We start from the raw sequence: 20,556 nt of genomic DNA, 5'->3' as shown, positions 1-20,556 counted from the left end.
TGTGCCGAGGACCAGCGGAAATCGGCGCACAAGCTCATTCCCGCGGCCGTCACCCGCGTTTTGACCTGCGGCGACGCCCGCGGGTAAGCTCCATCGTTGGTGCGCTGCAGGCCGCTAGGCCAATGCTCCCGGGTCACCGTCGGTCGCCGGGAATTCGCAGGTCGCGTACTTGACCGGCACCCGGATAGCACCGGGACTCAACCCGAGAAGAAGAGGTATAGCTGTGCCTACATTCACGCCGAAGGCGGGTGACACCACACGTCAGTGGTACGTCATCGACGCCCAAGACGTGGTGCTCGGCCGGCTGGCCGTCGAAGCAGCCAAGCTGCTCCGCGGCAAGCACAAGCCGACGTTCACGCCCAACTCCGATGAGGGTGACTTCGTCATCATCATCAACGCCGAGAAGATTGCCCTGTCGGGCAAGAAGCTCACCGACAAGTTTGCTTACCGTCACTCGGGTTTCCCGGGCGGTCTGAGCAAGCGCTCCATCGGCGAACAGCTGGTGAAGCACCCGACCCGCACCGTTGAGAACGCGATCGTCGGCATGCTCCCGCACAACAAGCTGTCCCGCCAGGTGCAGAAGAAGCTGAAGGTGTACGCCGGCCCGGATCATCCGCACGCCGCGCAGCAGCCGATTCCTTACGAGATCAAGCAGGTGGCCCAGTGACTGAAGTTGACGTGACTGAAGTGACCGAAGTGACCGAAGTTGCCGAGGCTCCTGAGTTCGAGGCGACCGAAGAGTCGGCTCCCCGTGAGCCCGTCTACATCGATCGCCCGATCCAGACCGTTGGCCGCCGCAAGGAAGCCGTCGTCCGCGTTCGCCTGGTGCCCGGCACCGGCAAGTTCAACCTGGACGGCCGCAGCCTCGAGGACTACTTCCCGAACAAGGTGCACCAGCAGCTGATCAAGGCCCCGCTGGTGACCGTCGACCGCGTCGACACGGTGGACATCTACGCCCACCTCGACGGTGGCGGCCCCTCGGGCCAGGCCGGCGCGCTGCGTCTGGCCATCGCCCGTGCGCTGATCCTGGTTCAGCCCGAGGATCGTCCGGCACTCAAGAAGGCCGGGTTCCTGACCCGTGACCCGCGTGCCATCGAGCGCAAGAAGTACGGCCTCAAGAAGGCCCGCAAGGCGCCTCAGTACAGCAAGCGCTGATCGTTTCTGCTCGTGGGCGGGCGTGTCGCAGTCTGGACACGCCCGCCTTCGGCGTTTCATGAGGGCATCGCTGGGAGAAAGAAGGTCCATGAGTCGGCTGTTCGGCACCGATGGCGTCCGTGGCGTCGCAAATCGTGATCTGACCGCGGAGTTGGCGCTGGCGCTGGGCTCAGCTGCCGCCCGCCGGCTGTGCTCGACCTCAGGAGCCGGGCGGTGTGTCGCCGTCGTGGGACGCGATCCCCGGGCCAGCGGCGAGATGCTGGAGGCCGCGGTCATCGCCGGCATCACCAGCGAGGGCGTCGACGTGCTGCGGGTCGGTGTGCTGCCAACCCCCGCGGTGGCCCATCTGACCGCGTCCTATGACGCCCAGCTCGGCGTGATGATCTCCGCCTCACACAATCCCATGCCGGACAACGGCATCAAGATTTTCGGCGCCGGCGGGCACAAGCTCGACGACGACACCGAGGACCGCATCGCCGAGCTGGTCGCCGCCGGTCCGGGTACCCGTCCCACGGGCGCCGGTATCGGTCGCGTGTTGGACGCCCCCGACGCGCTCGAGCGCTATCTGACCCACGCCGCCAAGGCCGCCGTCGCGCCGCTGGCCGGGCTGAAGGTCGTGGTCGACGGCGCTCATGGCGCTGCCTCCGTCGCTGCGCCGCAGGCGTACCGGGCCGCGGGCGCGACCGTCATCACGATCAACGCCGAGCCGACGGGCCTCAACATCAACGACGGCTGCGGTTCCACCCACATGGATCAGCTGCAGCGGGCCGTCGTCGAGCACGGCGCCGACCTGGGTCTGGCCCATGACGGCGACGCCGACCGCTGTCTGGCAGTCGATGCGTCGGGCGCACTCGTCGACGGTGACGCGATCATGGTCGTGCTGGCGCTGGCGATGCGTGACGCCGGCGAGCTGGTGTCGAACACCCTGGTGGCCACCGTGATGAGCAACCTCGGACTGCACCTGGCCATGCGCGAGGCCGGCATCGAGGTGCGCACCACCGGCGTCGGGGACCGGTATGTGCTTGAGGAACTGCGCGCGGGAAGTTTCTCGCTCGGCGGCGAGCAGTCCGGCCACATCGTGATGCCCGAGTTGGGCACCACCGGCGACGGCATCGTCACCGGTCTGCGGCTGATGTCGCGCATGGCGCAAACCGGGCAGCCCCTGGCTCAGCTCTGCGCGCCGATGAAGACGTTGCCGCAGGTGCTGATCAACGTCGAGGTGGCCGACAAGACTACGGTGGCGCAGGCTCCGGCGGTGCAGACCGCGGTCGCCGAAGCCGAAGCCGAACTCGGCGACACGGGCCGAATCCTGTTGCGGCCCTCCGGAACCGAGCAGGTGGTCCGGGTCATGGTGGAGGCCGCCGATGAGGACACCGCGAGGATGGTGGCGTTCCGGGTGGCCGAGTCCGTCAGCGACCAGCCCTAGCGCCTACCCCGTGCGCGGCATGTGGTCGCGATGGTCGGCGGCCTGAAGTACGCGACCGCCGGCGTCGAATTGTGGTTATCGTTGCGTAGTGAGCCACAGCGGGGTTGATTCTGGCAATGTCGGCGTGCAATCCGTCGACCGCGCGCTGTATGTCCTGGAGCTCCTCGCGCGCCGGAGCGAAGCCGGAGTCACCGAGCTGGCGTCAGACATCGGGGTGCACAAGTCGACGGTCTCGCGCCTGCTTGCGGCGCTGGAGGAGCGCGAACTCGTCGAGCAGGCTTTCGAGCGCGGCAAGTACCGACTCGGATTCGGCATCCTGCGACTGGCCAACGCGGTGTCGGGCCGTCTCGACGTCACACGGCAGGGTCGGGAGGTCTGCGAGCGGCTGGCTCTCGAGGTCGGTGAAACCGTCAACATCGCGGTGCTGCGGTCGGAGTATGCGGTGAACGTCGACCAGGCGCGCGGTCCGTCCGCCATCGGTACGCAGAACTGGGTGGGTGGACTCACGCCCTTGCATGCGACGTCGAGCGGCAAGGTGTTGCTGGCCTTCATGTCCGCGGATGCCCGTCGGGACTTGGTGACGGCAGCCGGGCTGCCGAATTTCACCGAGCACACCATCACGTCGGTCGACGAGTTGGAAGCGCAACTGCGGGACGTGCCCCGCGACGGCTACGTGGTGACGCTGGAAGAACTCGAGGATGGGCTCAACGCCGTGGCCGCTCCGATCCGTGACCATAGCGGAGTGGTGATCGCGGCGCTGGGTGTGTCCGGCCCGGCGTATCGACTCACCGCAGCACGCACGCGGGATATTGCGCCGGTGGTGGTCTCAGCCGCCGACGATGTCAGCCGTCGGATGGGTTACCACGGCTGACCGCCCAGGGGTACTGCCGGCCCCGTCCGCGAAGTCTGCCGATTCGTCGGCGGACTTCGACGAGGGTGGCTGCGGGTGTTTTTCGCTTCTGTGGAACCGAACGGCCCTGCCGTGCGTCATAGCAAGGCATGGGAGAACGTGACGTCGCTCGGATGGACCCCTCGGCTGTGCGGGGCATCGCGCAGCGCTGCGAATCGGTCGCCGATACCCTCGGCGCGGCGGTAGCCCCGTTGCTGCGGTGGTATTTCGACGGTTTCTGCGGCGGGCGGGACCACGTTGCACGCGCGGCGGCGCTGCGCGCCGCACTGGACCAGTCGGCCGACCAGCTACGTGCGTGGGCGTCCGCTTCGGCAGAAGCTGCAGCAGCACTGCGGGTTTCGTCAGTTCGCTACGTGGATGTTGACGCCGACCTCGCGAATCGGTTGGTCTGATGATGGCATCTGCGGTCGACGTGGCCGCGCGGCTCGCCGAAGGGGAGCGGGCGCTGATGGTCCTCGATGACTATGTGGCAGCGTGCCAGGTGCTGGGTCTGCCGTCGTCTGTGTCGTTGCAGGACCTGTATCGCGCCGAGAGCGGCCTGGACCTGGCCGCGTTGGCTGCTGACGCGCGTTCGCTAGACGCCGCCGCGACGGCCGCACAGGACGCATTGCGCGTGCAGGGCAACGGATATCGGGAGCTGACGGCGCAGTGGTCCGGTGCGGGTGGGGACGCCGCCGGAGAGTTCATGCGCACCCTGACGGTCGCCGCCGAGGACGTGGTTGCGCATCTGCGGCGCAGTGCCCAGGCATTGACCAACCTTCATGACGACCTGTGGCGCGCGGTCGACACCAAGGTCGATGCGGTGCTGCGGGCCGACGCGCAGGCATCCGGGCATCGCGACGAGTGGACCGCGGCCGCCCATGCGGTCCTCGGAGGAGCGGGGGACGCGGCGGCAGCCAGCGAGATCATCGATCAGCAGGTCAAGCCTTTCGTGCTGCGGGTGGTGTGCGGTGACCTGGCCGCCGCTCTGCGTACCGCGTCCGATACCGCTGTGGCAGCGTATGATTCGGCCATCGCCGCAGCCACGCCAGGCGTCGTTTCCTTCGGATTGCCCGGACAGCTGCTAGGTCCTTCGTTCAGCCCACCTGTCGCTGCCGGCCCGCGCGATTACCCGGCCGCCGCGCCGCCTGCTCTCGGCGCTGCGGCAGGTTGGTTGGCGGCGCCCGCGGCACAGGGCCGGATGCCCGCGATGTCGGGTGAACCGCTCTCCGAGCCGCCGGCGGCCCCGCTCGTCGCTCCGGAACCCGCATTGGGGACTTCGGCGGCCACACCGCCCGCCGGTGCCTCCACACCGCCCGCCGGTGCGGCAATACCGCCCGCCGACGTCGGATCAAGTTCAGGTGTAGGAGGTTTGGGACAGCAGCTGGTCGACGCCATCGGGGGAGTCCTGGGTTCCATGGCAGGCCTCGGTTCCGGCGCCACAGGGCTCGGCGGTGTCGATGACCTGAGGAGCAGCCTGGCCGAGGATCTCGGGTTGGACGATGAGGCCGCGAATGACGACGTGGGTGACAAGGATGGGACCGGCAAGGATGAGCCGGAACCAGACGACAAGCCCGACGACACCGCGAACAACGCTGCCGACGAGCCGACTTCAGACGATGGGGGCGAGCAACCCGTCGAGCAACCCGCCGGAGAACCCGACCCGCCTGTGGTCACCGCGGCTCCCTCGCCGATATCCGATCCGGCTCCCGTCACGCCGCCGGTGGAACCCGTTGCCGAGCAAGCGAATTCGACCACCAGGACGCCGTGTGAGATCGCGGCCGATGAATTACCGAACGTGGGCGAGTGAACCCAGTACCGCGATGGCCTGTCCGATATCGGATTCGGAGACCGAGCCATATCCGATCACCAGTGCCGGAGGCGCGGTCGACGGATCGGCCCAGTACCAGCGTGCACCGCCGACGAGCACGCCTCGGCGATACGCGGCGTCGACGATGGCGTCCTCGTCGCAGTGGGCGGGCAACTGCACGTGCAGGTGCAGTCCCGCGGAGACGCCCATTGGTGTGGCATCGGGAAATGAGACCGCGAGTGCTGCCAGGAGGGCATCGCGTCGTCGTCGATAGATCGGGCGGACGCGCCGTAGATGGCGGGCCATCCCACCACTGGCCATGAACCGGGCGAAGGCCAGTTGTTCGAGCAGTGTGTTGCCCATGTCGTCGTACAGCTTCTCGCGGGTGACGTCGTCGATCATCGACTGCGGTAAGGCAATCCAGCCGAGCCGAAGAGCCGGCGTCAGTGTCTTGCTGGCACAGCCTGCGTAGGCGATCAACTCTGGCGCCAATCCCTGGAGTGCGCCAATCGGCTGCCGGTCGTAGCGGAACTCCGCGTCGTAGTCGTCTTCGATGATGAGGGTGTTCCGGCGCCGGGCCCAGTCGACCAGAGCTGTACGGCGGTCCGGACTGAGCACCACCCCGGTCGGGTACGAGTGCGCTGGCGCCACCAGGACGGCGTCGACATCGAGGCCGGCCAGGTGGTCGACATTGATGCCGTCGTGATCAACCGGCACCGGGACCGCGATCAGCCCGGCGTTGGTGACGGTGTCGCGATGGAAGGCGAAGCAGGGGTCCTCCACCGCGATGGCCCGGCCGCCGCGGGCTTTCAGCGCCCTGGCCACGAGTGTGACCGCTTGCGTGATACCTGTTGTCACCCGGATACTTTCGGCCCGGGCGGCGACTCCCCGGACACGCGCCAGATAGTCCGCGAGGGCTTGGCGTAAGGCCGGCGCACCGCGCGGTCCCGGATACGTCAGAGCGTTGTTCGGAACGTCGTTGACGGCCGCGCGGTAGTGGCGCAACCACTCGGCGCGAGGAAAGAGGGCGGGGTCGGGGAGCCCGCCGATCAGTCGGACGGCATTGCCGGGCACCTCGACGGCGGTCGCCGGCGGCTCCGAAGCACCCAGATGCTGGACTTGAGTTCCCGACCCTTGTCGGCCGGCGAGGTAGCCGTCGGCGGTCAGATGCTCATACGCGGTGACGACGACACTGCGCGAAACACCCAACTGCTGAGCCAGAATTCGAGATGGCGGCAGGGTCGTGCCCGCGGTCAGCCGGCCCTGCTGGATCGCGACGCGCAGTTGGTGCTGCAGCTGAACGGCTAGTCCGGTGCGAATGGACCGGTCGAGGGCCACGAGGAGGTCGGCGGGGAATCCGTCGCGATTGGTCTGCTCCAAAGCCTCGGAATTGGACCATGACACATACCAATCGTAGGGCGCAGGGTGGGTGTCATGACCGCTTTGAATCATGTTTCCACTGCACTGGGCCAGCCCGTCATCACCGGGTGGATGCCCGGGCCCGTCAATCCGACAGGGCGTCCAGTGGTGGTCAGCGTGACCGATTTCGCTGCGCAGCTGCGTCGGGCCTTGCCCGGCATCGCCTATCGGGGGATGCGGATGCGCGAAGGCTGGTACGCCATGCCCGGTGCCATCGGACTGTGGCTGTGGAGCCTGCCGGTGGCAGGCCGCAGCGGTTCAATCTCGGTATGGGAGAGCGCAGAAGCCTTGCAGCAGTTCATCGTTCTGCCACGGCACCTGACCATCATGGACCGCTACCGTGACCGGGGAGACGTCAGGTCGACGACGTGGGAGGCCGACGGGTTCGACTCGGCAGAGACCCTGCAGCGGGCGTATGCGTGGATCGGCCGGCGCTCGTGATGTCGTCGATGGCTTGACGCCGTCAAGGACTCGTTTACCCCCGGCATCGGCGGTGAAACCGAACCCGATCAGCCCTTGAGCAGGGCGGCGACCTTGTCTTCCAGCGCCGGCACCTCGGCGTCGGGATCGGCGGCAACGGTCTTGGGCAGCACCACGTCGGCGTCGGCGAAGTCCTTGTACGCCTTGTCACCGGTCAGCTGGAACAGCAGATATCCGGTCAGCAGCGCGCGCACCGTCTTCTGAGTGCGGCGATCCGCTCCCGGCATCCCGACCAGCTTGGACAACCGGAAGCCCTCGGCCAGCCCGCCCGGTTCGGCCTTGGCGACGGTTCGCACGGTGGCGGTCCGCCACGCGGCGGCCAGCGCAGTGGCATTGGACTGGATGGTCAGCTCCGCGCCGGGCGCGTTCAGGATCAGGCCGGGGACGCGCAGGCCGGCAGCAGGCTGATCGGCATCGGGCTTGCTCGCGGTCGGGAACACCGCGGCGACTGCCTTCAGCGGGGCGCTCGACGACCCCAGCCCGGCGGCGGTGAAGACCGCGGCCGACGCGCCGAAGCCGTGCCCGACCAGGCCCAACTTCGTCGGGTGCACGCTGATCTTGCCGGGGCCCAGCCGGACCCCGGTGATGATGTCGAGGGTCGTGCCCAGGTCGAAGGCCAGGTTGAGCACCGCCGGCGCAATGCCGATCTCGGTGTTGGGTGCGGCCGCGACGATGCCCCAGGACGCCAGGTGCTCGAGCGTGCCGTTGTAACGTCCGACACCCTGCAGCCAGTCGTGACCGAACGCCACGCCGGGCAGATTGAGCCCCGACTCGGGGGTGTAGACAGTGCCCGGCAGGCCGGCAAAACCCAGGTCACCACGCAGAACGCGGTATGGGCCGCGGCGCGTCAGGGCGCCGAAGAGCTTCTTCGTCTTGGCCACCCGATGACGTTAGCGCAGAGGCTGTGGTTTGTGCGCCACGCGTGCGCAGTCCGCGACTCAGGTGGCTGCACTACCCTGGATCACCATGTGTGGAATCGTCGGCTATGTCGGGCAACGCCCCGCCCGTGACATCGTGGTCGACGCGCTGCGACGGATGGAATACCGCGGCTACGACTCCTCCGGCGTCGCTCTGGCCGATGGCCACGGGGGTCTGACCATCCGGCGGCGCGCGGGTCGGCTCGCCAATCTGGAAGAGGCGCTGGCCGAGACCGATGCCGCCGAGCTCGAAGGCACCACCGGCGTGGGGCACACCCGCTGGGCGACCCATGGACGCCCCACTGATCGCAATGCGCATCCGCACAGCGATGCCAGTGGCAAGCTCGCGGTGGTCCACAACGGCATCATCGAGAACTTCGCCGGTTTGCGCGCCGAACTGGAAGCCGCCGGTGTCGAGTTCCAGAGCGACACCGATTCCGAGGTGGCCGTCCACCTGGTGGCGCAGGCCTACCGGCAGGGGCCCACAGCCGGCGACTTCGTGGCATCGGTGCTGGCCGTCCTGCGTCGGCTCGAGGGGCACTTCACCCTCGTGTTCACCAACGCCGACGAGCCGGGCACCATCATCGCGGCCCGCCGGTCCACTCCGCTGGTGGTCGGCGTCGGCGACGGCGAGATGTTCATCGGCTCCGACGTCGCGGCGTTCATCGAACACACCCGAGACGCCGTCGAGCTCGGACAGGACCAGGCCGTGGTGATCACCGCGGACGGCTACGAGGTGCTGGACTTCGACGGCAACGACGCTTCCGACCGTGCCCGTCCTTTTCATATCGACTGGGACCTGTCGGCCGCCGAAAAGGGTGGCTACGACTACTTCATGTACAAGGAGATCGCCGAGCAGCCCACGGCCGTCTCCGACACCCTGCTCGGTCACTTCGTCGACGGCAAGATCGTGCTCGACGAGCAGCGGCTGTCCGATCAGGAGCTGCGCGACGTCGACAAGGTCTTCATCGTCGCGTGCGGCACCGCGTACCACTCCGGCCTGCTCGCCAAGTACGCCATCGAGCACTGGACCCGGCTGCCGGTCGAGGTCGAGTTGGCCAGCGAGTTCCGGTACCGCGACCCGGTGCTGGACCGCAGCACTCTGGTGATCGCCATCTCACAGTCCGGCGAGACCGCCGACACCTTGGAGGCCGTCCGGCACGCCAAGGGCCAGAAGGCCAAGGTGCTGGCGATCTGTAACACCAACGGCTCGCAGATTCCGCGCGAGGCCGATGCCGTTCTCTACACCCGGGCCGGGCCGGAGATCGGCGTCGCCGCCACCAAGACATTCCTCGCCCAGCTGGTCGCGAACTATCTGGTCGGCTTGGCGCTGGCCCAGGCCCGTGGCACCAAGTACCCCGACGAGGTCGCCCGCGAGTACCGCGAACTGGAGGCCATGCCGGCGTTGGTCGAGCAGGTGCTCGAACGGCTGGACCCGATCGCGGATCTGGGCCGGCAGTTCGCCAAGTCGCCGACGGTGCTGTTCTTGGGGCGGCACGTCGGCTACCCGGTGGCCCTCGAAGGCGCGCTCAAGCTCAAGGAGTTGGCGTACATGCACGCCGAGGGCTTCGCGGCCGGCGAGCTGAAGCACGGTCCCATCGCGCTGATCGACGACGACCTGCCGGTGATCGTGGTGATGCCGTCGCCCAAGGGCGCCGCGACGTTGCACGCCAAGCTGCTGAGCAACATCCGCGAGATTCAGGCCCGCGGTGCGGTGACCATCGTCATCGCTGAGGAAGGCGACGAGACGGTGCGGCCGTACGCCGACTACATCTTCGAGATCCCGGCCACTTCGACGCTGTTCCAGCCCCTGCTGTCGACCATCCCGCTGCAGGTGTTCGCCGCGTCGGTGGCCCGCGAGCGGGGATACGACGTGGACAAGCCTCGCAACCTGGCGAAGTCCGTCACCGTCGAATAGCTCGGCACACGCCCGACGAGGGCCTCAGGTGCGGATGACCGACGGTCCCAGCGCGGTGCTCGTCTGAGCCTCAGCCGCCGACGGCAGCGATGTAGCCTCCGATCGCCAGCGCGCACAGGACCGCACACAGGCCCAGCGTGCCGACGGCGAACGGCCATGCCGGGCGGCGCTTCACGAGGCGGATGACGGTGACGATCGTGCCGGCCAGGGCGACCACCAGGGCTGCGATGAAGCCCGCGGCCATGGCGTTGATCCCGGTGTCGATGTGGCAGGTGGCCGGCGGGCAGTAGTCGGTGAACGCCATCGCGAACACGGCGAAGAATGCGGCCACGCCACCGCCTACGTAGGTGAGCACCAGCGCGCTGATCGACGCGGCGAGGTCGCCGCTCGACAGCGGTGGCTTGGCTGGTGGCGGCGCATAGCCGTAGGTCATGGCGGGATGGTATCCGCGCCGAACGTGAGCCCGTGTGCGAACTCCTGCCGATCCTTCGCACGTGAGCTCACGTTCGCCAGGGGCTGGCGAGTCGAATTGACGCACAAGCTGAACCCGGGCGGGAGGTTTTGCGTAACCTTCGGAGCTATGCGGCACTACTACACCGCCGAGCAGATTCGCGCGGCCGAAGCGCCGCTGTTGGCATCCCTGCCCGACGGGGTGCTGATGCGCCGGGCCGCCTATGGATTGGCGACGGCGATCGTGGCCGAACTCAAGTCCCGCACCGGTGGGGTGGCGGGCCGTCAGGTCTGTGCTGTCGTCGGCTCGGGCGACAACGGCGGCGACGCATTGTGGGCGGCCACCTTCCTGCGCCGGCGCGGGGTCGGCGCAACAGCGGTGCTGCTGAATCCGGACCACACGCACGTGAAAGCGCTGGCCGCGTTCCGGAAGAGCGGTGGGCGCGTCGTCGGAAATATCCCGTCGACAACAGATTTGGTTATCGACGGCGTTGTCGGCATCGGGGCCACCGGACCGCTGCGGCCGGGTGCCGCCGCTGTCTTCGGCGCCAACACCGCACCCGTCGTCGCCGTCGATCTCCCCAGCGGTGTCGACGTGCAGACCGGCGCTGCCGACGGCCCGCACGTGCAGGCCGCGCTGACGGTGACCTTCGGTGGGCTCAAACCCGTCCACGGGCTGGCCGACTGCGGCCGCGTCCAACTGATCGACATCGGCCTCGAACTTCCTGAGCCCACGTTCCTCGGATTCGAAGCACGCGACGTGCGCGTCCGTTGGCCGGTGCCGCGAGCGACCGACGACAAGTACACCCAGGGCGTCAAGGGCGTGCTCGCCGGGTCGGCGACGTATCCGGGCGCGGCGATCCTGAGCACCGGTGCCGCCGTTGCCGCCACGTCCGGCATGGTCCGCTACGCGGGTACCGCGCACGCCGAAGTGGTGACGCACTGGCCGGAAGTCATTGCGGCGTCGGACGCGGCGGCTGCCGGCCGGGTTCAGGCCTGGGTGGTCGGCCCCGGGTTGGGCACCGACACCGCAGGCGAAGAGGCGCTGCGCTTCGCACTGGCTACCGATCTTCCCGTGATCGTCGATGCCGACGCACTCACCTTGTTGGCCGCCGATCTCGACCTCGTCGCCGACCGGACGGCGCCCACCGTACTGACGCCACATGCCGGTGAATTCGCCCGGCTCGCAGGACATCCGCCGGGTCCCGACCGGGTCGGCGCTGCCCGTGGGCTGGCCGAACGACTTGGTGCCACCGTGCTGCTGAAGGGCAACATCACCGTCATCGCCGACCCTGAAGGCCCAACGTTCCTCAACCCGGCCGGCCAATCCTGGGCTGCCACAGCGGGATCCGGAGACGTGCTGTCCGGCATCGTCGGCGCCCTGTTGGCGTCCGGCATCGCACCCGGTGAGGCCGCTGCGATGGCTGCCTTCGTGCATGCCCGGGCCGCGGGCCTGGCCGCGGCCGATCCCGGCCCTCGTCCCGCGCCGACATCAGCGCACCGCATCCTGGCCCATGTCCGGGCCGCCATCGCATCGCTCTAGAGGAAGGGAATTCCCATGTCGCACAGGCATGTTCACGCGTCTACCATGAGCCCCGCCTACACCGGTCGCTTGTCCACCGCGCCGGTCCCGTCGCTGCGACTACCTGACGACCCGATGGACGCGCAGGCTGCCTATCGCTTCATCCACGACGAGTTGATGCTCGACGGCAGCTCCCGATTGAACCTCGCGACGTTCGTCACCACCTGGATGGACCCCGAGGCCGAGAAGCTGATGGCCGAGACGTTCGACAAGAACATGATCGACAAGGACGAGTACCCGGCGACCGCGGCCATCGAGGCCCGCTGCGTGTCCATGGTGGCCGACCTGTTCCACGCCGAGGACCTGCGCGACGATGACGCGTCGGCGGCGTGCGGGGTCTCGACGATCGGTTCCAGCGAGGCCGTGATGCTGGCCGGACTGGCGCTCAAATGGCGGTGGCGCGAGAAGGCGGGGGACTGGAAGGGTCGGACACCCAATCTCGTCATGGGCTCCAACGTCCAGGTGGTGTGGGAGAAGTTCTGCCGCTACTTCGACGTCGAGCCCCGGTACCTGCCGATGGCCGAGGGGCGCTACGTCATCACCCCGGAACAGGTGCTCGCCAGCGTCGACGAGGACACCATCGGCGTCGTGGGAATCCTCGGCACCACCTTCACCGGCGAGCTGGAGCCGATCGCCGAGATCTGCGCCGCCCTGGACAAGCTGGCCGCCGACGGCGGTCTGGACATCCCCGTGCACGTCGACGCCGCCAGCGGTGGTTTCGTCGTCCCGTTCCTGCACCCCCACTTGGAATGGGATTTCCGGTTGCCGCGCGTGGTGTCGATCAATGTCAGCGGTCACAAGTACGGGCTGACCTACCCGGGCATTGGTTTCGTGGTGTGGCGCAGCAAGGAGCACCTGCCCGAGGACCTGGTTTTCCGGGTCAACTACCTGGGCGGTGACATGCCGACATTCACCCTGAACTTCTCGCGACCCGGCAACCAGGTGGTCGGCCAGTACTACAACTTCCTACGGCTGGGCCGGGCCGGCTACACGCAGATCATGCACTGCCTCTCGGACACCGCCCGGTGGATCGGTGACGAACTGCGCAAGAGCGAGCACTTCGAGGTGATCACCGACGGCTCGGCCATCCCGGTGATCGCCTGCCGGCTCAAGGGCAGGCGCCCGTACACCGAGTTCGACGTGTCACACGCCTTGCGGGCGTACGGCTGGCAGGTACCGGCCTACACCATGCCCGACGACGCGACGGACATCGCGGTGCTGCGGATCGTGGTCCGGGAAGGCTTCTCGGCTGACCTGGCCCGTGCCCTGCGTGATGACCTGATCACGGTGCTGAAGGACCTGGACGAGCTCAAGCCGAAAGGCCAGTTCGACGACGTGCAACCCTTCTCACACTGACGTCAGACGGCGTTCCGGCGGGCGTCTGGGAGAATTGTGGCGAGATGACCCAGCACCCCGATTCCCCCATGCCCGGACCGACCGCGGAAGCGCTGGTCGATCTGGGTGCCGTCACACACAACGTGCGGCTTCTGCGGGAACACGCGGGCAGCGCCGCGGTGATGGCGGTGGTCAAGGCCGACGGCTACGGACACGGTGCACCACAGGTCGCCCGGGCCGCGCTGGCGGCCGGTGCCGCCGAGTTGGGTGTCACCAACATCAGCGAAGCGCTGGCACTGCGACAGGCCGGCATCACGGCGCCGGTGCTGTCCTGGCTGAACCTGCCCGGCACCGACTTCGCCCCGGCCCTCGCCGCCGACGTGCAGGTGGCGGTGTCCTCGGTGCGGCAGTTCGGCGACGTGCTCGACGCGGTGCGCCGCAGCGGTGCGCCCGCCACCGTCACCGTCAAGGTCGATACCGGCCTCAGTCGTAACGGCGTCACCCCCGACGAGTACCCGGCACTGCTCACCGCCCTCGCCCGGGCTACCGCCGACGGGGCGGTGCACCCGCGCGGCATCATGAGCCACCTCGTGTGCGGTGACGATCCGCAACACCCGATGAACGACACCCAGGCCGCCCGGCTGACCACCGCCCGGGAACAGGCGCTCGCCGCGGGGGTGCGCTTCGAGGTGGCGCACCTGGCCAACTCGCCCGCGACCCTGACCCGGCCCGATTTGCACTTCGACATGGTGCGTCCCGGTATCGCGATCTATGGGCAGACGCCCATTCCCGCGCTCGGCGATTTCGGCTTGCGGCCTGTCATGACGCTGAAATGTCCTGTCTCCGCGGTGCGCTCGATCAAGGCCGGCGACGGGGTGTCGTACGGGCACATGTGGATCGCCGATCGCGACACCACCGTCGGGCTGATCCCGCTCGGTTACGCCGACGGAGTGTTCCGGGGCCTGAGCGGACGCATCGACGTCAGCATCAACGGTGCCCGGTACCGCAACGTCGGGCGAATCTGTATGGACCAGTTCGTCATTGACCTGGGGCCCGACGGTGCCGGCGTGGCGGTGGGGGACGAGGCGGTGCTGTTCGGCTCGGGTGCCGCTGGCGAGCCGACAGCTCAGGATTGGGCCGAGCTGCTGGGCACCATCAACTACGAGGTCGTCACCAGTCCACGCGGCCGGATCGCCCGGACTTATCGTGAGTCGACAGGCTGACGTCCATGGGCGACAACAAGAATGCCCGGTGGCTGGCGGGCATGGCCGGTCTCACTGCCGTCGGGTCGGTCGCCGGAATCGGTGTGGTTCGCTCGCTGCGCCGCCGCAGTGGCGAAGATCCTTACGCCGGTGAAGATTTCACGACGCTCGACGCCGACCGCGGCTGCGTCGTGGCCGCCACCGACGGCGTGCCGCTGGCGGTGCGTGAGGTCGGTCCGAAAGACGCCCGGTTGACGGTGCTCTTCGCACACGGCTTCTGTAACAGCATGGGCTCGTTCCATTTTCAGCGGGCCCGCCTCGCCGAACGGTGGGGTGATCAGGTCCGCATGGTGTTCTACGACCAGCGCGGTCACGGCCGGTCATCAGCCGGGCCGGTCGACTCGTACACCGTGCCGCAACTGGGGCAGGACCTCGAATCGGTGATGCGGGTGATGGCTCCGCGCGGACCCGTCGTGCTTGTCGGCCACTCGATGGGTGGTATGACGGTGCTGTCCCACGCCCGCCAGTTCCCGCGGAACTATCCGGCACGGGTGTGCGGCGTAGCGCTCATCGCCTCTGCGGCACAAGGGGTTACCCGCTCGCCGCTCGGTGAGGTGCTGCAGAATCCGGCGCTGGAGGCAGCCAAGGTCGCCGTGCGGTTCGCGCCCGGGGCGGTCAGCGCGGGCCGGGGTGCGGCCAAGGCCGTCATCGGGCCGGTACTCAAGGCCGCGTCGTTCGGTGATGCTGCCGTCAGTCCCGCGGTGGTGCGGTATGTCGAGAAGATGATGCATGACACCTCGATGCGCACCACCGTGGAATTCCTGCATGCACTGGAAACCCACGACGAGGCCGGTGCGCTGCCGGTGCTGCAGCAGGTGCCCACCCTGATCGCCTGCGGCGACCAGGATTTGCTGACCCCGCCGGCCAAGTCCGAGGCGATGATGCGGCAGCTGCCGAAGTCCGAGCTGGTGATCGTCGAAGGCGCCGGCCACATGGTGCACATGGAGCAACCCGAACTGATCAACGAAGCGCTGGAGCGTTTCGTCGAACACGCCACCCCGTCGCGATTGGTGGCGCTCACCCGGCATCTGCGTGGAAAGGCCAAGCGCAATGGATGATTCGCACGGCACCGAGCACCTGCCGACCGAGGCGGACACCATGGCCCTCGGTGCCCGCTTCGGCGCTGAACTCCGGGTCGGTGACGTCGTGGTGCTCACCGGTCCTCTCGGTGCCGGAAAGACAATGCTGGCCAAGGGCATTGCGCAAGGTATGGACGTCGACGGAGCGGTGACGTCGCCGTCCTACGTGCTGGCCCGGGTGCACCCCGCCCGTCGCGCCGGGTACCCCGCGATGGTCCATGTCGACATGTACCGGCTACTCGACTCGGGCAGCACCGATCTGCTCGGAGAACTCGACTCGCTCGACCTCGACACCGACCTCGATGACGCCGTGGTGGTCGTCGAGTGGGGCGAGGGCCTGGCCGAGCGCCTGTCGGCCAGCCATCTCGATATCCGGTTGGAGCGCGCTGACGACGACACCCGTACCGCTGTCTGGCATTGGAGCCGTTCATGATTCTCGCCATCGACACCGCGACCCCGGCGGTGACCGCAGGGATCGCCCGGCGCACCGCCGCCGGCGTCGAGGTGCTCGCCGAACGGATCACCGTCGACGCCCGCGCGCACGCCGAGCAGCTGACGCCCAATGTGGTTGCCGCCGTTACCGATGCGGGTATCACGTTCGCCGACCTTAGTGCGGTCGTGGTCGGCTGCGGGCCGGGCCCGTTCACCGGACTGCGGGTCGGGATGGCCACCGCTGCCGCCTATGGTCATGCGCTCGGCATCCCGGTGTACGGGGTGTGCAGCCTCGACGCGATCGCGGCCGAGACGCCAGGAGAGTTGTTGGTGGTCACCGACGCCCGGCGCCGTGAGGTGTACTGGGCGCGGTACCGCGACGGCGTGCGGGTCGACGGACCGGCCGTCAGTGCCGCGGCTGACGTCGCGCCGGGTGCGGGTTCGGTTGCCGGTCCGGCCGCGCAGGCTGCGCTCTTCTCGTTGCCTGTGCTGGCGGTGGAGTACCCGACGGTGGCCGGGCTCGTGACCGCCGCCGACTGGGACCAGCCGCCCGCCGCGCTGGTACCGCTGTACCTGCGCCGTCCCGACGCGAAGACCCTTGCCGAGCGGGGTCTCTCGTGACCATCGAATACGGGTCGCTGACCGTCGGTGACGCCGACCGGTGCGGCGAACTCGAAGCAATCCTGTTTCCGGGCGATGACCCGTGGCCGGCAGCCGCCTTCATCCGTGAGCTCGACTCGGACCACAACCACTATGTCGCGGCGCGCGACGACAAGCTGCTGGTGGGTTACGCCGGCATCAGCCGGTTGGGTCGCAAACCGCCGTTCGAGTACGAGGTGCACACCATCGGCGTCGATCCGGCGTATCAGGGCCGGGGCATCGGCCGGGAGCTGCTGGACCGGCTGTTGGCCATTGCCGACGGCGACACGGTGTTCCTGGAGGTGCGCACCGACAACGAGCCGGCGATCGGGCTGTACGAAAGCATCGGGTTCGTGAAAATGGGTGTGCGCAAACGGTATTACCGGATCAGTGGTGCGGACGCGTACACCATGCGGCGGGACGCGGATGTGAGCAGCGAGTCAGGCGACGCGGATGTGAGCAGCAATTCAGGCGACGCGGACGTGAGCAGCAATTCAGGCGACGCGGACGTGAGGAGCAATTCAGGCCTATGAAGACCATCTTGGCAATCGAAAGTTCTTGCGACGAAACAGGAGTCGGCATCTGCGAACTACGCGTTGAAGATGACGGGTCGGCGCGCGTTTCTTTGCTCGCCGACGAGGTCGCCTCCAGCGTCGACGAACATACCCGCTACGGCGGCGTTGTGCCCGAGATCGCCTCGCGCGCGCACCTGGAGTCGTTGGGGCCCACCATGCACCGGGCATTGGCGACCGCGGGCATCGAGCGGCCCGACGTCGTGGCGGCGACCATCGGACCCGGTCTGGCCGGGGCATTGTTGGTGGGTGTGGCTGCGGCCAAGGCGTATTCGGCGGCGTGGGGCGTGCCGTTCTACGGCGTCAATCACCTCGGTGGACATCTGGCCGCCGACGTGTACGACCACGGCCCGCTGCCGGAGAGCGTCGGCCTGCTGGTGTCAGGTGGCCACACGCATCTGCTGCACGTCCGGTCCCTCGGTGAGCCGATCGAAGAACTCGGCAGCACCGTCGATGACGCGGCCGGCGAGGCGTACGACAAGGTGGCCAGGTTGCTCGGGCTGGGTTATCCCGGTGGCCGGGCACTCGATGAGTTGGCCCGCCAGGGCGACCGGGACGCCATCGTGTTCCCGCGCGGCATGACGGGGCCGCGAGATGACCCGTACGCCTTCAGCTTTTCCGGGCTCAAGACCGCGGTTGCCCGGCATATGGAGAAGCACCCGGGCGCTTCGCACGCCGATGTGGCGGCCGGTTTCCAGGAAGCCGTCGCGGATGTGTTGACCCGCAAGGCTGTTCGTGCGGCCACCGATCTCGGGGTGTCGACGCTGTTGATCGCCGGAGGAGTGGCGGCCAATTCGCGACTGCGGGAACTCGCCGAAGAACGTTGTGCCGAAGCTGGTTTGACGCTTCGGGTGCCGCGGCCCCGGCTGTGCACCGACAACGGGGCCATGATCGCCTCGTTCGCCGCGCACCTGATTGCCGCGGGTGCCAAACCGTCACCGCTCGACGTACCGAGCGATCCGGGTCTGCCCGTGGTGAAGGGACAGATCGCGTGAGCGTGGGCAGCGAGGAGCCGGAGGCGGATCGCGGATGACTTCCGACGTGACAGACAAGCTGGCGATCACCGAGCTGCTGTACCGGTATGCCGAGTTGATCGATGCGGGCGACTTCGACGGCGTCGGAGAGCTGTTGGGGCGTGGCAACTTCATGGGGGTCACCGGCGCCGAGGCCGTTGCCGCGCTGTTCGCCAAGTCCACTCGCCGTTTCCCCGATCATGGAAACACGCCGCGCACCCGGCATCTGGTGCTCAACCCGATCGTCGAACTCGACGGCGATACCGCCTACGCGCGGTCGACGTTCTGCGTTGTGCAGCAGACCGATACGGTGCCGCTGCAACCCATCGTGGTGGGTCGCTACGCCGATACGTTCGCGCGGGACGATGCCGGCTGGTACTTCACTGAGCGCATCGTGGACGTTCAGATGGTCGGCAACGTGTCCGACCACCTGAACATCACGCTGTAGGACGACGCTAAGCGTCGGTCGCGGTGGGTGCGAGCGGGATGAGCGGCAGCCGCAAAGCCCCCGGAGCGCCCTCCGGCACAACCGGTTTGACCGGCGCGACAGCATCCACCCGACAGTAGGGCTGTCCCTGCTCGGGGCGGCGGTCGTCCTCGCCTTTGTTGGGCCACATCGCTGCCGCACGCTCGGCCTGGGCGGTGATGGTCAACGAGGGGTTCACGCCCAGGTTCGCCGAAACCGCGGACCCGTCGACGACGCTCAAGGTGGGGTAGCCGTAGACCCGGTGGTAGGGGTCGATCACCGCGTGCGCGGCGTCCGAGCCGATGGCGCAACCACCGAGGAAGTGCGCGGTCAGCGGGATGTTGAACAGCTCGCCCCAGGTGCCGGCCGTCACGCCGTCGATCTTCTCGGCAACCCGGCGGGTGGCGTCGTTGCCGGCCGGGATCCAGGTCGGATTGGGCTGGCCGTGTCCCTGCTTGCTCGACAGGTGCCGTCCTCGCAGTCCGCGCTTGGTAAACGTGGTGATCGAGTTGTCCAGGTTCTGCATAACCAGTGAAATCACCGTGCGCTCACTCCAATTGCCGACCGACAACACCCGCAACAGGGCGCGCGGATGCGCCGCCGCCAGCCCCAGGAACTTCAGCCAGCGCGGCCATCGGCCGCCGCCGTTGGTCATCAGCGTCTGCAGCAGGCCCATCGCGTTGGAGCCCTTGCCGTAGCGCACCGACTCGATGTGGGTGTCGCTGGTCGGGTGGAACGACGACGTGATGGCCACCCCGCGGGTCAGGTCCAGCGCCGGGTCGACCTTGTATTTCATTGCGCCGACGATGGATTCGGAGTTGGTGCGGGTGAGCACCCCCAGCTGGTCCGACAGCTGGGGCAGGGTGCCGTTGTCCTTCATCTTGTGCAGCAGGTTCTGCGTGCCCCAGGTGCCGGCAGCCAGCACGACGTGCCGTGCCGTGAAGGTACGACGGTTCTTGCGCAGGGGCCGGCCGGTGCGCACCGTGTCGATCTCCCAGATGCCGCTGGGGCTCTGCCGTACGGAGTCGACCGTCGTCAGTGGATGCACTGTGGCTCCGGCATTCTCGGCCAGGCCGAGGTAGTTCTTCAACAGCGTGTTCTTGGCGCCGTAGCGACAGCCCGTCATACAGCTGCCGCATTCGATGCATCCGGTGCGGTCGGGTCCGACGCCGCCGAAGAACGGGTCCCGGACCGTTTTGCCGGGTTCGCCGAAGAACACCCCGACCGGCGTCTGGACGAAGGTGTCGCCCACACCCATGTCCTCGGCGACCGCTTTCATGATCTCGTCTGCCGGGGTCATGCTCGGGTTGATCACCACCCCGAGCATGCGCCGGGCCTGGTCGTAGAAGTACGACAGCTCGTCGGACCAGTCGGTGATGTGGGCCCACTGCGGGTCGTTGAAGAACGTCGCCGGCGGTTCGTAGAGGGTGTTGGCGTAGTTCAGCGACCCGCCCCCGACACCGGCTCCGGCCAGGATGACGACGTCGCGCAGCATGTGGATGCGCTGGATGCCGAAGCAGCCGAGCTTGGGTGCCCACACGAATTTCCGGACGTCCCAACTGGTTTTCGGGAACTGGTCGTCGCTGAACCGGCGTCCGGCTTCCAGCACGCCTACGCGGTAGCCCTTCTCGGTCAACCGCAATGCGGTGACGCTGCCCCCGAATCCGGATCCGACGACGATCACGTCATAGTCGGTGTTGGACATGTACTTC

Annotated in this window: 21 protein-coding genes; 17 read left to right on the top strand and 4 right to left on the bottom strand. The window is 67.9% G+C overall.

What is annotated here, in order from left to right; genetic code table 11:
- Nucleotides 1-223: 223 nt before the first annotated feature.
- The 6 genes from rplM (at nucleotide 224) to ACX12F_RS22740 (ending at nucleotide 5,280) form a co-directional block, all read left to right on the top strand.
- On the top strand, nucleotides 224-667 hold the full coding sequence (gene rplM / locus ACX12F_RS22765) for a 50S ribosomal protein L13 (RefSeq protein ID WP_020101494.1): 444 nt from the start codon (nucleotides 224-226) through the stop codon (nucleotides 665-667).
- 11 nt (nucleotides 668-678) lie between these two features.
- A complete protein-coding gene (gene rpsI / locus ACX12F_RS22760; protein ID WP_459370464.1) occupies nucleotides 679-1,155 on the top strand; it encodes a 30S ribosomal protein S9 in 477 nt (158 codons plus the stop codon).
- An 88-nt stretch (nucleotides 1,156-1,243) separates the two neighbouring features.
- Nucleotides 1,244-2,581 (top strand): phosphoglucosamine mutase, encoded by a 1,338-nt coding sequence (gene glmM / locus ACX12F_RS22755; RefSeq protein ID WP_459366592.1) that lies wholly within the window; start codon nucleotides 1,244-1,246, stop codon nucleotides 2,579-2,581.
- Between the two features lie 88 nt (nucleotides 2,582-2,669).
- Complete coding sequence (locus ACX12F_RS22750; protein WP_459366591.1) at nucleotides 2,670-3,452, top strand: IclR family transcriptional regulator; 783 nt, start codon at nucleotides 2,670-2,672, stop codon at nucleotides 3,450-3,452.
- Nucleotides 3,453-3,580: 128 nt separating this feature from the next.
- On the top strand, nucleotides 3,581-3,883 hold the full coding sequence (locus ACX12F_RS22745; protein ID WP_459366590.1) for an ESX-1 secretion-associated protein: 303 nt from the start codon (nucleotides 3,581-3,583) through the stop codon (nucleotides 3,881-3,883).
- Nucleotides 3,883-5,280: a hypothetical protein gene (locus ACX12F_RS22740; protein ID WP_459366589.1), complete on the top strand. Its 1,398-nt coding sequence runs from the start codon at nucleotides 3,883-3,885 to the stop codon at nucleotides 5,278-5,280. Before ACX12F_RS22745 ends, ACX12F_RS22740 begins: the two co-directional genes overlap by 1 nt.
- Here the strand turns inward: ACX12F_RS22740 and pdxR are convergent.
- The gene (pdxR, locus tag ACX12F_RS22735) at nucleotides 5,260-6,684 is read right to left on the bottom strand and encodes a MocR-like pyridoxine biosynthesis transcription factor PdxR (RefSeq protein ID WP_459366588.1); all 1,425 of its coding nucleotides are present in this window, start codon (nucleotides 6,682-6,684) and stop codon (nucleotides 5,260-5,262) included. The genes ACX12F_RS22740 and pdxR overlap by 21 nt on opposite strands.
- Before the next feature lie 30 nt (nucleotides 6,685-6,714).
- Here pdxR and ACX12F_RS22730 point away from each other — a divergent pair, with 30 nt between their 5' ends.
- Nucleotides 6,715-7,140: a hypothetical protein gene (locus ACX12F_RS22730; protein WP_459366587.1), complete on the top strand. Its 426-nt coding sequence runs from the start codon at nucleotides 6,715-6,717 to the stop codon at nucleotides 7,138-7,140.
- Nucleotides 7,141-7,208: 68 nt separating this feature from the next.
- On the opposite strand, the gene ACX12F_RS22725 is transcribed toward ACX12F_RS22730, so the two are convergent.
- Nucleotides 7,209-8,060 (bottom strand): dienelactone hydrolase family protein, encoded by an 852-nt coding sequence (locus tag ACX12F_RS22725; RefSeq protein ID WP_459366586.1) that lies wholly within the window; start codon nucleotides 8,058-8,060, stop codon nucleotides 7,209-7,211.
- Nucleotides 8,061-8,145: 85 nt separating this feature from the next.
- On the opposite strand from ACX12F_RS22725, the gene glmS reads away from it, so the two are divergent.
- Nucleotides 8,146-10,014: a glutamine--fructose-6-phosphate transaminase (isomerizing) gene (gene glmS / locus ACX12F_RS22720; protein WP_459366585.1), complete on the top strand. Its 1,869-nt coding sequence runs from the start codon at nucleotides 8,146-8,148 to the stop codon at nucleotides 10,012-10,014.
- Between the two features lie 70 nt (nucleotides 10,015-10,084).
- Here the strand turns inward: glmS and ACX12F_RS22715 are convergent, their stop codons facing one another.
- A complete protein-coding gene (locus ACX12F_RS22715) occupies nucleotides 10,085-10,447 on the bottom strand; it encodes a hypothetical protein (protein ID WP_459366584.1) in 363 nt (120 codons plus the stop codon).
- A 147-nt stretch (nucleotides 10,448-10,594) separates the two neighbouring features.
- Here ACX12F_RS22715 and ACX12F_RS22710 point away from each other — a divergent pair, with 147 nt between their 5' ends.
- The 9 genes from ACX12F_RS22710 to ACX12F_RS22670 are packed head-to-tail and all read left to right on the top strand — an operon-like array spanning nucleotide 10,595 to nucleotide 18,826.
- A complete protein-coding gene (locus ACX12F_RS22710; protein WP_459366583.1) occupies nucleotides 10,595-12,007 on the top strand; it encodes an NAD(P)H-hydrate dehydratase in 1,413 nt (470 codons plus the stop codon).
- A 15-nt stretch (nucleotides 12,008-12,022) separates the two neighbouring features.
- Nucleotides 12,023-13,402: a glutamate decarboxylase gene (locus ACX12F_RS22705; RefSeq protein ID WP_459366582.1), complete on the top strand. Its 1,380-nt coding sequence runs from the start codon at nucleotides 12,023-12,025 to the stop codon at nucleotides 13,400-13,402.
- Between the two features lie 44 nt (nucleotides 13,403-13,446).
- Nucleotides 13,447-14,604: an alanine racemase gene (gene alr, locus ACX12F_RS22700; RefSeq protein ID WP_459366581.1), complete on the top strand. Its 1,158-nt coding sequence runs from the start codon at nucleotides 13,447-13,449 to the stop codon at nucleotides 14,602-14,604.
- A gap of 5 nt (nucleotides 14,605-14,609) precedes the next feature.
- Nucleotides 14,610-15,701, top strand: coding sequence for an alpha/beta fold hydrolase (locus ACX12F_RS22695; protein ID WP_459366580.1), 1,092 nt, complete (start codon nucleotides 14,610-14,612; stop codon nucleotides 15,699-15,701).
- Nucleotides 15,694-16,155 (top strand): tRNA (adenosine(37)-N6)-threonylcarbamoyltransferase complex ATPase subunit type 1 TsaE, encoded by a 462-nt coding sequence (gene tsaE / locus ACX12F_RS22690; RefSeq protein ID WP_459366579.1) that lies wholly within the window; start codon nucleotides 15,694-15,696, stop codon nucleotides 16,153-16,155. Before ACX12F_RS22695 ends, tsaE begins: the two co-directional genes overlap by 8 nt.
- On the top strand, nucleotides 16,152-16,775 hold the full coding sequence (gene tsaB / locus ACX12F_RS22685) for a tRNA (adenosine(37)-N6)-threonylcarbamoyltransferase complex dimerization subunit type 1 TsaB (protein ID WP_459366578.1): 624 nt from the start codon (nucleotides 16,152-16,154) through the stop codon (nucleotides 16,773-16,775). The genes tsaE and tsaB overlap by 4 nt, the downstream gene beginning before the upstream one ends.
- Complete coding sequence (rimI, locus tag ACX12F_RS22680; protein WP_459366577.1) at nucleotides 16,772-17,326, top strand: ribosomal protein S18-alanine N-acetyltransferase; 555 nt, start codon at nucleotides 16,772-16,774, stop codon at nucleotides 17,324-17,326. Before tsaB ends, rimI begins: the two co-directional genes overlap by 4 nt.
- Nucleotides 17,323-18,360 carry a tRNA (adenosine(37)-N6)-threonylcarbamoyltransferase complex transferase subunit TsaD gene (tsaD, locus tag ACX12F_RS22675; protein ID WP_459366576.1) on the top strand — a complete coding sequence of 346 codons (1,038 nt, stop codon included), beginning with the start codon at nucleotides 17,323-17,325 and terminating at the stop codon, nucleotides 18,358-18,360. The genes rimI and tsaD overlap by 4 nt, the downstream gene beginning before the upstream one ends.
- 34 nt (nucleotides 18,361-18,394) lie before the next feature.
- A complete protein-coding gene (locus ACX12F_RS22670) occupies nucleotides 18,395-18,826 on the top strand; it encodes a nuclear transport factor 2 family protein (protein WP_459366575.1) in 432 nt (143 codons plus the stop codon).
- A gap of 7 nt (nucleotides 18,827-18,833) precedes the next feature.
- Here the strand turns inward: ACX12F_RS22670 and ACX12F_RS22665 are convergent, their stop codons facing one another.
- Nucleotides 18,834-20,549: a GMC oxidoreductase gene (locus tag ACX12F_RS22665; protein ID WP_459366574.1), complete on the bottom strand. Its 1,716-nt coding sequence runs from the start codon at nucleotides 20,547-20,549 to the stop codon at nucleotides 18,834-18,836.
- Nucleotides 20,550-20,556: the final 7 nt, after the last annotated feature.

Source organism: Mycolicibacterium sp. HS_4_1 (assembly GCF_054515875.1).
The sequence above is the reverse complement of the archived record's forward strand: the minus strand, read 5'-3'. Positions and strand labels throughout refer to the sequence as shown.